Below are 13,611 nucleotides of genomic sequence, written 5' to 3'. Positions count from 1 at the left end.
AACGCCTGTTGCTCCTGCTCCTGCCAGTAACGTATAGTCCGGGGACGTTCCCGGTGTTCCGGCTGGTGCAGCCACATTGGCAATATAGGTACTGCCGTTGAACGTAACCACCTGACCCGCTGGATACGTTGGTGCCACGGCCGGATCAAATGGCACTATGCCACTCAAACCGATACCCGTTGCTCCCGTGATCCCTGTTATCCCTGTCGCTCCCGTTTCACCTGTGCCACCCGTTCCGCCGGTAATCCCAGTAACGCCTGTTGCTCCTGCTCCTGCCAGTAACGTATAGTCCGGGGACGTTCCCGGTGTTCCGGCTGGTGCAGCCACATTTGCAATGTACGTACTCCCGTTAAACGTTACTACCTGACCGGCTGGATACGTTGGTGCCACGGCCGGATCAAACGGCAGAATACCACTGAGCCCTACACCTGTCGCTCCTGTAGGACCTGATGGGCCTGCTCCTGCAATTAATGTGAAATCCGGAGAAGTACCTGGCGTACCCGTAGGAGACGCTACATTTGCAATGTATGTACTCCCGTTAAACGTTACCACCTGACCGGCAGGATAGGTCGGTGCTACTACTGGATCAAAAGGCACAGCACCATCTAATCCTGCCCCCGTTGCCCCGGTGGAGCCCGTTAGACCAGCACCCGCAAGTAATGTATAATCTGCGGAACTCCCAGGCGTCCCACTTGGCGATGCCACATTGGTAATATATGTTCCACCAGCAAAAGTCACAATTTGTCCTGAAGCATACGCCGGTGCGAGCGCAGGATCAAAAGGAACAATACCTGATAAACCTGCGCCAGTTGCTCCTGTTGCACCAGTTGTTCCACCCGCTAACAGTAATGTGAAATCTGGCGAACTTCCAGGGATACCCGTTGGGCCATTTACATTAACAACATAAAGGTTCCCATTATAACTGAGTACTTGGCCTTGAGTATAACTTGGACCCTGTGCTGGATCGTATGGCGTTACATTATTTAGCCCTATGCCCGTTGCTCCTGCTGGTCCCTGAGCGCCTTGTGGTCCCACAGGTCCTACGGGCCCGGTCGGTCCGATCGGACCCACTTGACCCACCGGACCAGCCAAGCCTGCCTCCCCTGGAGGACCGGCTGGTCCCTGCACTCCCTGAACTCCAGGCACGCCAGGAACTCCGGGGACCCCCGGGGGGCCTGCCGGTCCCGTTATTCCGGATGAGCCAATCCCTGTGGTCGCTCGGCTGAGTGAAATGGATGTGGATCGAATCAACGCTACCAGTTTATCTTTCTCTGGTGGGGGAACTTCGAGTAATAAGGTCACACTCAACAAATCATCGAGCAGATTCTGCAAGTTGCCAACCAAGTTGATCAATGCAACAGGTACAATCTCTGATGCCGCTATGGTTAATTCCAACACAGCTTGAAGTTCGGCTTTAACTCCAGCACGGAAACCTGACACGTTGACGAAAGTGAGCAGATTCCGCAAACCTGATTGCAGTGCGAGTATGTTAGCGGCTACAGGCTGGCTAATTGCTGCAGGAATGATGATTGCTAATGATCGAAGCAACGTTTCCAACTGTTCCTGCTCACTTGTTGTTATCGGAATGAAGGGGGACCCCGCCCTGAACGATCTACCTTCCAAAAATGCTTTTATATTTACCCGTTTACGCCTATCGGACATGCGTTATCCAAACCTCCTCTGACTTCCTTGTTTTTCAAGCTTATGTGACATTGGAAGGAAATTTATCTTGGACACTATTTTTGTTTTCAAAATAACCTCATTCTTTTGTTCCACGTTGAACAAGATTAAACGGAATACTTCAACAAAAAAACACCCTCCAGAGGGGGTGTTTCTGCACTTTTTGTATGAAATCAGGCTATTTCGAGGAATTCACCGGAAATTGTAAAATAAACTCTGTCCCTTCCCCAAGCGTACTGTTCACTTGAATGATACCGTGATGGGCATCAACGATATTTTTTACAATGGCCAGACCTAGTCCAGTACCCACACTCTCTCCGCGAACACGTGCCTTATCCGCTTTGTAGAATCTCTCAAAAATAAATGGCAGATCGGAAGTCGGAATACCCGCACCTTCATCCTTGATTGACACTTTAGCTACCGACGTTCGATGATCTTCAAGCAGCTTTGCTGCAATAATAACATTTTTATCAGGAGGCGTATGACGAAAAGCATTATCAAGCAGATTGGTAAATACCTGCTCGAGCCGATCCTCATCAGCTTGTTGAAGCACAAGGCTAGGCAGGTTGCACTCAAAATGAAGTCTTATATCTTGTTCTTTCGAACGTACAGAGAATTTCCGATACACCCGCTCCAAGAGTTCCACCAGATCTACTTCCTTCATTGCCATGTCGGTATGTCCAGCTTCCATTCGGGCCAGATCCAGCAGATCCTTGACTAATCTGCCCATGCGCAGTGACTCATCATGGATAACCTGAATCAACTCTTCACTCTCCTCAGGAGAGGCTGCCATGCCATCCAGAAGAGCTTCGCTGTAACCTTGCATCATGGATAAAGGCGTTCGTATCTCATGAGATACATTGGCGACAAAATCACGGCGCATTTTTTCCAAACGAACCTCTTCTGTCACATTACGCAGGACGGCAACCGCACCGCGAACAACACTGTCCGCATACAGAGGTGTCATCTGCACCGACCATACCCCCTGCTGAACATGTACATTCGAGCTCTGATCGCCGCCATGCTCCATAACCAGTTTAAACAAAGGAACCAGAGGTTCTGGAACATCACGGGAAGAGTTTTCTCCCTTGTTCATTTCCTGTCCCTCTTCGTCCTGTGCCCAGTCCAGATCACACCAAGCCTGCATGATCTTTTCCCCTGGCGGGTTGGTCAGAATCACTTTACCTTCACCATCGAAGGTAACCACGGCGTCCGTCATACTCCGAAGTACACTAGCCAAGTGTTCCTTCTCGTGGTTCAGGCTCCGAATGTTGTCCTCGAGCTGAGCAGCCATATGATTAAATGTGTTAGCCAGCTCACCAATCTCATCGCTTGTCACAAGAGAGAGCCTTGTCCCATAGTTTCCTTTGCGGATCGCATTGGCAGCCTGAATCAGCTGTTGCATCGGTTGAGTGATTTTCGTGAACAGAAACAGGGCGAAAAAAGTCGTCAAACTGAAACCGATGATACAGACATACGTGAACAGGCGCTTAATATCTCTGGACTCGGACTCCGCAAAATTGGTATCAATGTACGGAAGCAAAAAAAGACCCAGCGCGATGAGCACACAGCCCACAAGGCATATAATGGTTATCCATAACTTTCCGACCAGTGATCTCCAGAAATTAAAGCTATTTCGGTACTTCCAGTTTATAACCCACACCCCACACTGTCGTAATCATAGCCGCCGATTCAGGCGACACCTTGTTCAACTTTTCACGAAGACGCTTGACGTGCGTATCCACGGTACGGAGATCACCGAAAAACTCGTAGTTCCATACATCCTTGAGCAATTCCTCTCTGGAAAACACTTTATCCGGAGAGGTCGCCAGGTAATGTAACAACTCATATTCTTTTGGGGTAAGACTGATCTCTTCCCCTCCCGCCGTTACCCGGTGAGCGTCATGCTCAATAACAAGGTGAGGGAATACGATATTGTTGCTTGAATTACTTTCCTTGGACAGATATGCAGTCGCAGAAGAACGACGCAGAATAGCTTTTACCCGGTAAATCACTTCACGCGGACTGAAAGGCTTCACGACGTAATCATCTGCCCCAACCTCAAATCCCTGAACACGGTTGATCTCTTCACCTTTTGCTGTCAGCATCAATACCGGGGTCGATTTTACTTGACGCAATCGGGTACACACTTCAACACCGTCCATGCCCGGTAACATTACATCAAGCAAAATCAGGCCGTACTCTCCAGCTGTTGCTTTTCGCAGTGCTGTCTCCCCATCTTCCGCTTCATCAATTTCATAACCTTCTTTTTCAAGATACATCTTCAAAAGCCTGCGGATTCTTTCCTCATCATCGACGACCAGTATCCGGTTCTCATGTTCTGCCATTCCACTCCAGCCCCTTTGCAATAACTCCTATCACTTCTATTATGTTCGATCTGGCGAACAATATTTGAATGCCCACTTTTAACGCAGGGGCCGCGCATTGTTTCATGGATTTTCTCCCATACTTCGGCCAAACTGTCTATCCTAATCAGCTCCTGCATATGAATGCAGTCCAGCAATAATCAGATTCACACCAACCAGCGTAAACATGACGACCAGGAATCCAAGCACAGCAAGCCAGGCAGATTTCCGGCCCTGCCATCCTCGGGATAAACGCAAATGCAGGTACACACTATAATAAAGCCATGTAATTAAAGCCCACACTTCTTTGGGGTCCCAGCCCCAGAAGCGGCTCCAGGCTATCTGAGCCCAGATCATGGCAAAAATTAATGCCCCTAACGTAAATATCGGGAACCCGATGGCAATCGCACGATAACTGATTTCATCCAGATCATCGGCATCAATGCCGTCCAGCATAGGTTGTAGTGCTTGTCCAAGCGGTCTTCTCACAAGTAATCTTACTATTCCGTAGAGAATCAGACCTACAATCAATGACCAGACCACCGTATTCAATTTGCGCCCGGCGTTAACTCCGTTCATCCAGGATGGCGTCTCAAGCAGAGGTTCCTTCATCCCAAGAAACGGTGTCATGCTCTCCACTTCGCTATTGTATGGCGCAAAAATAGGAGGCATGCGATAAATCACTTTCTCTATTGTACTATCTTCCTGTACCTCTGTGTCAATGCTGGCCGTTTTCTGGACAAAAACCGTCTCGTACCCAGAGGCCCGGAAGGCGAAAACCGTTCCAATAAACCCGACTACAACGACAATTGTAATCAATGTGAACTCCACCCAGCCGCGCTGACGTCTGGATGATTTGTCTTTGCCACTGAAATCGACTGTACGGAGCAAATACATAAAGCCCGCTGCAAAACCAACTGCGAAGAATGCTTCACCAAGCGCAGCGAGCGTGACATGGATTTTCAGCCAGATCGACTGCAGTGCCGGAATTAACGGTTGTACCTCCTGCGGAAATACGGCTGCGTACGCCATAATAATGATCGTAAGTGGCAAGGCAAACAATCCGAGCAACGACTTGCGATAGATGGCATATACCACTATGAATGCGACCATAACCATCATGGATAAAAAGGTCATAAATTCATACATGTTACTGACCGGGATATGGCCTGCTCCAGCCCAGCGTGTAAAAAAGAACACAAGATGTGCTGCCAGTGCAACGATCGACGCAATAAAGGCCCTTTTTCCCCATCTTTCTACATGAGCCTGAGGGTCCCGATTACTCCACTTCTTGCCCATAACAGCAACGCCATATAAAAAAAATGCAGCACAATACAGAAAAAAAGAAACGATAAATGCGTCGCTGCTGAAATCCAATAAACTCATGCTTGGTTCCCCCCGTTATCCAACGACTTCTCATCCACTTCCACATGCATCTGTTTTAACACACCAGATACTTCACGTTTGAAGCCAAACCAGTTTTTGTTGGTGTGTCCTCCCAGCGTAAGCTGCCCATCGTCAATGCGGATCCAGATGCGGCGGTGATGCCAGTAAAAACCCATGACCAGACCCAACATTACGATTCCGGCTCCAACCCAGACAAACGGCATTGCCTTATCTATACGAATATTCAGATAACTTACGGATTGTATGATATCTACTTTATCCATGCTATCGACTTCGAGCTGCAAAGGAATCTCTCCCCCTACAAGCTGTTGGTTAATTGCATCCTGTTGAAAACGCTGCTTATCCACCTGTTTTGCAAAATATAAATATTGAATACCTTCCTCAGGCAGATCTGGTCCCTTGATCACAAATAGAAAGGCTGGAGCATTTGGTGAAGGGGATAAAGATTTGGGCTGACCGTTATCATCCAGTCCAAAATCCATAAATTTATCTTTCACAGTCAGACGATATGGCCCAGCCTGAAAGGTTCGCTCAGTATCCACCATGTCAATCTGGATTGCACCGTACTTCTCTCCCGTTTTGGCATTTACCAGGTCAGGTGTTACCGAACGAATCGTGGGCGTCAGATCATAATCAAACTGATACGCTTTCAAGCCATTGTAATTCAATGGATGATTCACCCTGACGTCATGTCTGGCAACTTCGTTCAATTGGGGTTTCTTCGACAGATCAGAGCAATCGGCAGTACATTCATATAACACAACTTTGGTTTCAAACAGTTTGGGGACAATTTTGTTCAAATTGCGAAACTGTTCGGGAACTTCTTCTTCGCTGTAAAATTCAACGTTAAACTGCTCGTTTTTCAAATACATAGAGGTGTTGGGAATTTTTTTTATCTCGCCTTCAGGAAAGGCAACATGTTCGTCCAGATTTAAGCCTGGAAGCCCGCGGGCCAGAACAGCCAGAAGAAATATAATCAGACCAATATGGATAACATAAGGTCCCCACCGGGCGAAACGTTGCTTCTCGGCCAGCAGCGCATTTCCCTCGGTATGCACACGGTATCCTTTCTTCTTAAGTGGCGTAACCGCTTTCGTAATCCATTCTTCCGCCCCCTCTTCAATGGGACCTTGGTACACCAGACGCTGCCTCGTTAAAAATTGCATATGTTTGCGGATTTTTTGCTTGTTGAGTGCTTTATAGAGCGGAAGCACCCGGTCAAGACTGCATATGACGAGTGATGCCCCGATCATGACAAGCAGCAGGATGAACCACCAGGATTCGTATGTATGGGACAAACCCAGCAGATAGTAGATATGACCTAACTGGCCATAGGTTTCCTTGTAATATACAGAAGGATCAATATTAAGAAATGTGCTCTCTTGAGGATAAATTGTGCCCAACATTGACCCTACTAAGGTGAACACAATCAAATATACAGCAATCTTGACGGATGAAAAAAAGTTCCACACACGGTCGATGATATTCGGATTGCTGCGCTGTGAACGCCGGGCCATCCCATCGTAGCGCATCTCCAAAACTTCTTTCGATGTTGCCTCTGCTTCGAGCAGCGGTTTACCGCAGGCTTCACACAGCACAGTACCAACCGGATTCTGATGTCCACATTCACATTTGGTATTCTGGAACACGACTAGACCTCCTGTCAGGGCTGCTTTGCCAGTTGTGAAATTTGAGCGTCAAGCGTGTCTAAATCTAGTTGACCGATATGAATGGTCGAGATTTTGCCTGTGCTCGACACAAAGAAAGTGGTAGGCATCGGAGAGATTCCGAAATCCCGTATTGAATCTTTGTCCCGATCAAGCATAATGGGAAAGTTAACTCCCACCTGGCGAACAAAATTATCCACGGTCATTTGATCTTCCCCTGCATTGATGCCAATAAATTGAACACCCTGATCTTTCCACTTGTCTGCTTGAGCTTGAAGCGCCGGCATCTCTTTTACACATGGCTCGCACCATGTGCCCCAAAAATTGATCACCATGGCCTTGCCTTTGTACTCTTCAGACGTATGCACTTGACCGTCCAGGCCCAGCAATTCAAAAGAAGGAGCCTTGTCCCCTTCTTTCGGCTTGCCGTTCGAGCCGGATACCGACGTGGTAATCGCATATCCGCCCAACACCAGGATCAATAACAAAATGACGATTTGCACCGTTCTTCTTGATTTCCCCATGTGCTGCTCCCCTTTGCAGTGACTGACTCGTAATTGATCATGGTCTCTCCCAACTGTGAACATCCTATGAACAATTATAGCGAATTTCGTCACAAAACTGCGGCGGTTTTATGAAAATTATGTGTCCTCACATTACCTTTTTTTCATTTTTTTGGCGGGTTCCGATTTTGCGAGTGTAATTAGGTTGTTGACTTCCTCTTTGGTCAGGTTGCGAGTCAGTCCACGTTTCAGGTTTTGCAGCAAAATGCCACCAAACGAAATCCGTTTCAAACGCGTTACCGGGTGGTTAATCGCCTCGAACATACGTCTTACCTGGCGGTTACGACCTTCGTAAATGGTAATGGAAATTACAGCTTCATTGTTAGCTGTGTCCACATCCTTGTACTCTACCTCGGCCGGAGCGGTCATCCCATCGTCAAGCATAATGCCTGTCTTTAATTTCTCCAGAGCGGTACCATGTGGAACGCCTTTGACTGTTGCCAGATACGTTTTGGGTACATGGTGCTTCGGATGCGTCAGCAAGTGGGCGAACTCGCCATCATTGGTCAAAATAAGCAGTCCCTCTGTGTCATAGTCCAGTCGTCCCACTGGATACACACGTTCTTTGACACCTTTAAGATAGTCGGATACAATTTTCCGGCCTTCAGGGTCAGATGCACTTGTGATAACACCTTTGGGTTTGTTCAACATCAAATACACTTTCTTTTCACTGCGAATGGGTTTTCCATTAACCGTAATCATATCCTCTTCGGGGTTCGCTTTTGTACCCAGTTCGGTTACGACCTCCCCGTTAACTTCCACTTTGCCGGACAGGATCAGTTCCTCGCTCTTGCGGCGAGAAGCAATGCCTGCCTGTGCGATAATTTTTTGTAATCTTTCCATGTTTGTCATGTCACCTCACACTAATGATACCCATCAAGCCGGGAAATCACAAGGATAATCCAAGGAAAATGTAAACAGGAGGCGAGAATACCCATTTTAAGCGGCACTCTTGTGTCCTTTCAACTTAAAAAAGCCCACCTCCCTGCTTCCTGCAGCTGACAGGAAACAACGAAGATGAGCCGGTTCTGATTTTGCGGATATGTAACTCACTTCATTAGAATGAAGAAGTTAACTGGTTACTTTGCCAGCGACAGCAATCTGTTTTTTGGCAGGTGATTTGGTGTCTTTAATAAACGACTGCAATGTTTTTGACGTAATATAATACGTTTTCCCACCATATACAAAGGTCATCATTCCAATGACCCGGTTATTTTGGTCCAGAACTGGGCCACCCGAATTGCCTTGCGCCATAGCTTTTACAATACTGCCAATACCTTTTTTGCCCGGGACATCCGAAGCTTGGTTGCTATAGACCCTGCTTTTGGCAATGGTATTGTATGTTGAAGGAAATTCTTCGTCAAGCAGCACGAGATCCCCGGCAGGATTTTTGGGGAATCCGATCGTATACACGATCTGGTTATCCCTCGCCGTTGTGAAAGTGACCGGCTCCGCATCCATTTCCTTTTCCAGCTTCAGTAAAGCTATATCCGTTACTGGGTCGGTCTTGATTATTTTCGCCTTAATGGGGCGATCCAAATGACCAGGGCTCGCTACGGTTAACGTTCCTTCATCTCCATCCGGCATTTCAGCAAACTCCTGAACTACATGATAGTTGGTAAGGACTTCATCCTTGGAGATCAATATCGAGGTTCCCACATCATAGTAAACCATATCCGGTTCATCCTGCTTGACCAGACGAACGTTTACAACAGGAAATGAATCGGCTGTGTCCGCCAGCTGTGCACGCAGCTGCTTGTCAAAATAACCTGTAAAATGAATCGTATTGACCGATTGAGCGGCCGCCATCCCCGCCTGTCCAGCAAGCAAAGAAACAGCAATTAAACCTGACATGCCCAAGCGGAGCACTTGTCTCCATCTTTTCTGCATTTCTCACTCTCCTCCTCCGATATCATTCTAGCATATCTAGTATATCGGAAGGAGAATCGTTATCTTTTAACCAAAAACAATCAAACAAATAGCCAGAGCAGCAACAAAACCAACCAAATCTGAAAACAGACCGACCTTGAGCGCATAACGACCATTTCGTATGCCAACTGCTCCAAAATATACGGTCAGGACATATAAGGTCGTATCCGTACTGCCCTGAATCGTGGAAGCCATACGTCCAATCATGGAGTCCGGACCGTATGTTTTAATGAGATCGGTTGTAAAAGCAAGCGAACCCGTCCCGGTTAACGGACGTAAAATGCCGAGTGGCAGCACTTCTCCTGGAACTCCCATCCAGGATACCAGTGGAGCAAACAAACTGATCACATAATCCAAAGCACCTGAAGCTCGGAAAACACTGATCGCAACCATCATGCCTACCAGATGAGGAATAATGCTAATCGCCGTGGAGAATCCATCTTTTGCTCCGTCAACAAAGGATTCGTAGACCGGGACTTTTTTGGTAAACGCATATAATGGAACGAACGCGATAATAACCGGAATGGCCCAGACAGAGATCCAGTTGATGAAGGTTAACACGATGGACTCATCCTTTCATGCTGGGATTACCGCTTTTCATAACACGTGGCGGTCTATTTAAAGTCCTGTTCCTATACCATCGATCGGCCATAATCGCAGCAAGTGTGGCAATAATCGTTGCCATAAGAGTTGTGCCCACAATCTCAGTGGCGTTGGCAGAATGGTAGTTCAAACGAATGGCAATGAGCGTGGTCGGGATGATAGTTATACTTGCCGTATTCAGAGCGAGAAGCGTGCACATCGCAGGAGATGCGGTTTGTTTATCCGGGTTAAGCTCCTGCAGCTGCTGCATCGCTTTGATTCCCATGGGAGTGGCAGCATTGCCGAGACCAAGCAGATTTGCACTCATGTTGGACAGGATATAACCCATGGCCGGATGATTTCGAGGTACATCAGGGAACAGAAAGGCAACCACCGGACCCAGCAGCTTTGCTATTTTGCCAAGTAACCCTGCATCCTCTGCCATTTTCATCATTCCCATCCAGAACACAAGCACACTGATGAGTCCAAAACATACCGTTACGCCCGTTGCTGCACCGTCAAAAGCAGCCTGGGTTACGACTTCAATATTGCCCTTTGCAGCTGCGAATCCAAACCCGACAACGATCATCATAAGCCAGATTACGTTAATCATGACGTCAAACCTCCTCCGGAAGCACGGCTTGCCATCAAGTTACAAGATGATGATATACCGCTCATGCTCCCTGTTGATTATGGAGATAACAAATGACCTAAAACCTCGCGCCATGCTGCTGCCCATGTTGAAATTTCACCAATACCACCAATGGCAGCGTCTTCTGTCTTCGGCTCAGGAGGGATATAGCTCCCTTTGCGGTATACCGGAATGGAGCCGATAAATTGACCTTCAAGCTGCATATCAATACGCCCGGCCAAGCCAAAGGAAGGGTCCATTTGCTCGTCCTCCGTATCGCTTCCAACCTCGTTTCGATTGCTCGTCAACACCAGCTTTTTGGTCACGGAAGCCTTCTCACTTTCCGCAAGTGGATAAGTGAACCCTCTTCCAGTCACCACGTCCGTGTTAGCCACAGGCTGCTCCTTCTTCGCGACCTCCACCAAAGGAAAATTCTCAAAGCCAAAATCAAGCATGCGTGCATGATCATTCCAATCATTACCATCATTCAGTGTAACGGCAGCTAGCTGTTGTCCATTGCGGGTAGCGGAACTAACCAGACACCTGAATGCCTTTTTGGTATATCCGGTCTTCACCCCGTCCGCTCCCTCATACAGACGCAGCATCTTATTTTTGTTATGCCAGGAATACTCCCAACTCTCATTCGGATTTGGAGCAGATTTGTTTTCTGTAGCAACGATGCGTTTAAACACCGGATTGTGCAGCGCATAAGCTGTAAGACGTGCCAGGTCGTTGGCCGTGGAATAGTGACCCTCTGCATCGAGACCATGCGGATTCATAAAATGCGAATGGGTAAGTCCAATTTCCTCAGCCTTTTTGTTCATCAACAGTACAAATCCTTCTTCTGAACCACCAACATGCTCAGCGATGGCCGAAGCAGCATCGTTTCCTGATCTCAGCATTAACCCGTATAACATGTTTTCCAGGGTCATCTCTTCACCCAATTTGAGGTACAGGGATGATCCTTCCTTGGCAAACGCCGATGAAGTTACTTTCACTTTATCGTCAAGTTTCCCTTGTTCAATCGCCACAATTGCCGTCATAATTTTAGTCAAACTGGCAATACGCAGTTCCTTATCCCCGTCTTTGCTGTACAGGATTCGTCCAGATGTCACATCAATTAGAGCAGCACTTTGTGCATGAGTTGATGGTCCAGGGATCGTTCCTCTTGCTTCTACAACCTGCAAGGAAGGCAAAAGAAGCAGGGGTACAAGCAAACAAATCATTACTTTGGTTAACATTCGCATCTCTTCATTCCTCCGGGTCACTTGGAATCTTGTACTAGCTTATGTTTGGACAACCTAAAGTATGTCCATCCGTCAAAAACAGCAAAAATCCCTTTCACAAACGTGCTGTGATAAGGGATCCAGGTTAAACTCAGTTTAGCTGTAAGTGGTATGATCCGGTGTATGGTGCACTTCGGTCCCATTCGATTGTGTAGCATTACGCTGGAACATGCCCTGAATTCGATCAAGAACATAAGGTGTGGAATCAATGAGTTTCTCAAACAGATGAGTAGAGTTATCCAGTGGTACGATATGCACGCCTTGTTTTCCAACGACAAGGAAAGCAATAGGACGAATGGATACACCACCGCCACTGCCCCCACCAAAAGGAGAAGCAACGTTTGCGGAATGAGCACTCTCTGTTTTTGCTCCTGTAACGGACCCGGAACCAACCTCTTTGCTTTTTCCATCATTCACATGGAAATCACTGCCTCCAGCGGCAAATCCGAACCCAACTTTACTGATTGGCAGAATGACGGTTCCATCAGGTGTTTCAACCGGATCGCCAACAATGGTATTAACATCCACCATGGCCTTGATATTCTCCATTGCGGTTTCCATTAAGCCTTGAATTGGATGATCTGACATTTGAATTCCCTCCAGTTTCAATTTGAACTAGGTTTGATCTAACCATATCATCCCCAAACCTGCACAGACTATGTAAGTCCGAGAGCAGAACAACAAAGGAAACAGCACCCAGTACTCATGATTGCAAATCACCTGGCGAATAAGCACAACAGCAGCCACTCACAAATAATGCTTACTGACCTTTCACATCATTATCCGTTTTGTCCCTTTAGTTTTTGTTTATGTTTGCGCCGTTGTTCCCGTAAAACTCTCAGCCACACCCGCCATCCACCTTCTACTTCCAGAACCCGTGTCATTAGCCTCAAACCCGCCAACATAACCGCCGTAATACGAATCTTCATTCTGCAATCCAGTTCCGTTTGAAACTCCATCTCATCTTCCCAAACAGGAATTACTTCAAGCATGGGTGTACGCTTAAACCGGATCTGATACGACAAAAATCCGATAATAATGGACTTGATGCTCCACACCCAGCCTGTGAGAATCGCTGTATAAGCTGCATCTCCGATGCCTATTCGTGTGGACCAGGACAACTGGGTCATATGTACACGGCTTAGCGTTTGTTGCATCCAAATTTTGAGCGCATCCGTAGCCCTCATCATGATTTTTACTTCTTTTGCCCACTTTTGGACTTTACGTTTGTTGATACGCTCATGCCCTTCAGCTCCTCCATGCGTATGATTCACATGCTGTTCAGTTTTCACCAGAAAACCTTCTTTCATGTTGCGAAAGACGATGCTGGGTATTTCATAGTTAATTCGAACAATTCCATAGAGGAGACGAACGTTGATCCGGGCGTAATCATCGCTTTTATGTTTACGGAACGTAAAATGCACATGGACATTCGAGATGAGAACAGCGGCAATCAGCAGTGCGGCAAACAAGCCGATTCCTCCAAGCCAAATCCACACA

General features: G+C 47.2%; 13 protein-coding genes. All 13 read right to left on the bottom strand.

What is annotated here, in order from left to right:
* The coding region (locus AAIH57_RS19020) for a collagen-like repeat preface domain-containing protein (RefSeq protein WP_430022641.1) at positions 1-1,662 on the bottom strand (1,662 nt) is incomplete at its 3' end.
* Positions 1,663-1,858: 196 nt separating this feature from the next.
* Positions 1,859-3,256, bottom strand: a complete 1,398-nt coding sequence (locus tag AAIH57_RS19015; RefSeq protein WP_175395748.1) for an ATP-binding protein — start codon at positions 3,254-3,256, stop codon at positions 1,859-1,861.
* A gap of 55 nt (positions 3,257-3,311) precedes the next feature.
* The gene (locus tag AAIH57_RS19010) at positions 3,312-4,028 is read right to left on the bottom strand and encodes a response regulator transcription factor (protein ID WP_175395542.1); all 717 of its coding nucleotides are present in this window, start codon (positions 4,026-4,028) and stop codon (positions 3,312-3,314) included.
* Between the two features lie 141 nt (positions 4,029-4,169).
* Positions 4,170-5,432 carry a cytochrome c biogenesis protein CcsA gene (ccsA, locus tag AAIH57_RS19005; protein ID WP_175395543.1) on the bottom strand — a complete coding sequence of 421 codons (1,263 nt, stop codon included), beginning with the start codon at positions 5,430-5,432 and terminating at the stop codon, positions 4,170-4,172.
* Entirely contained in the window at positions 5,429-7,102 is a 1,674-nt protein-coding gene (resB, locus tag AAIH57_RS19000; RefSeq protein WP_430022640.1) for a cytochrome c biogenesis protein ResB, read from the bottom strand. The genes ccsA and resB overlap by 4 nt, the downstream gene beginning before the upstream one ends.
* Positions 7,103-7,116: 14 nt before the next feature.
* Positions 7,117-7,644, bottom strand: coding sequence for a redoxin domain-containing protein (locus tag AAIH57_RS18995; protein ID WP_175395545.1), 528 nt, complete (start codon positions 7,642-7,644; stop codon positions 7,117-7,119).
* A 132-nt stretch (positions 7,645-7,776) separates the two neighbouring features.
* Positions 7,777-8,526, bottom strand: coding sequence for a pseudouridine synthase (locus AAIH57_RS18990; protein WP_095290531.1), 750 nt, complete (start codon positions 8,524-8,526; stop codon positions 7,777-7,779).
* Positions 8,527-8,754: 228 nt separating this feature from the next.
* Positions 8,755-9,573, bottom strand: coding sequence for a S1 family peptidase (locus AAIH57_RS18985; protein ID WP_430022639.1), 819 nt, complete (start codon positions 9,571-9,573; stop codon positions 8,755-8,757).
* 66 nt (positions 9,574-9,639) lie between these two features.
* Positions 9,640-10,173, bottom strand: a complete 534-nt coding sequence (locus AAIH57_RS18980) for a spore maturation protein (protein WP_175395547.1) — start codon at positions 10,171-10,173, stop codon at positions 9,640-9,642.
* Between the two features lie 7 nt (positions 10,174-10,180).
* Positions 10,181-10,807, bottom strand: coding sequence for a nucleoside recognition domain-containing protein (locus AAIH57_RS18975; RefSeq protein WP_430022638.1), 627 nt, complete (start codon positions 10,805-10,807; stop codon positions 10,181-10,183).
* A 77-nt stretch (positions 10,808-10,884) separates the two neighbouring features.
* A complete protein-coding gene (locus AAIH57_RS18970) occupies positions 10,885-12,072 on the bottom strand; it encodes a D-alanyl-D-alanine carboxypeptidase family protein (protein ID WP_430022637.1) in 1,188 nt (395 codons plus the stop codon).
* A gap of 135 nt (positions 12,073-12,207) precedes the next feature.
* Positions 12,208-12,699: a GerW family sporulation protein gene (gene ytfJ / locus AAIH57_RS18965; protein ID WP_175395550.1), complete on the bottom strand. Its 492-nt coding sequence runs from the start codon at positions 12,697-12,699 to the stop codon at positions 12,208-12,210.
* A gap of 191 nt (positions 12,700-12,890) precedes the next feature.
* Entirely contained in the window at positions 12,891-13,610 is a 720-nt protein-coding gene (locus AAIH57_RS18960; RefSeq protein ID WP_430022636.1) for a DUF2953 domain-containing protein, read from the bottom strand.
* Between the last annotated feature and the right edge of the window lies 1 nt (position 13,611).

Origin of the sequence: Paenibacillus sp. MABNR03 (genome assembly GCF_050455445.1) — a bacterium.
GTDB lineage: Bacteria > Bacillota > Bacilli > Paenibacillales > Paenibacillaceae > Paenibacillus > Paenibacillus xylanilyticus.
Note: the sequence above shows the minus strand (reverse complement) of the source record. Positions and strands in the feature narration are given on the sequence as shown.

Excerpts from the sequence above, each read along its gene's own strand:
- AAIH57_RS18990 (WP_095290531.1), bottom strand. The coding sequence starts at position 8,526 with ATGGAAAGATTACAAAAAATTATCGCACAGGCAGGCATTGCTTCTCGC.
- AAIH57_RS19010 (WP_175395542.1), bottom strand. The coding sequence starts at position 4,028 with ATGGCAGAACATGAGAACCGGATACTGGTCGTCGATGATGAGGAAAGA.
- AAIH57_RS18985 (WP_430022639.1), bottom strand. The coding sequence starts at position 9,573 with ATGCAGAAAAGATGGAGACAAGTGCTCCGCTTGGGCATGTCAGGTTTA.
- ccsA (WP_175395543.1), bottom strand. The coding sequence starts at position 5,432 with ATGAGTTTATTGGATTTCAGCAGCGACGCATTTATCGTTTCTTTTTTT.
- AAIH57_RS18995 (WP_175395545.1), bottom strand. The coding sequence starts at position 7,644 with ATGGGGAAATCAAGAAGAACGGTGCAAATCGTCATTTTGTTATTGATC.
- AAIH57_RS18975 (WP_430022638.1), bottom strand. The coding sequence starts at position 10,807 with ATGATTAACGTAATCTGGCTTATGATGATCGTTGTCGGGTTTGGATTC.
- AAIH57_RS18970 (WP_430022637.1), bottom strand. The coding sequence starts at position 12,072 with ATGCGAATGTTAACCAAAGTAATGATTTGTTTGCTTGTACCCCTGCTT.
- ytfJ (WP_175395550.1), bottom strand. The coding sequence starts at position 12,699 with ATGTCAGATCATCCAATTCAAGGCTTAATGGAAACCGCAATGGAGAAT.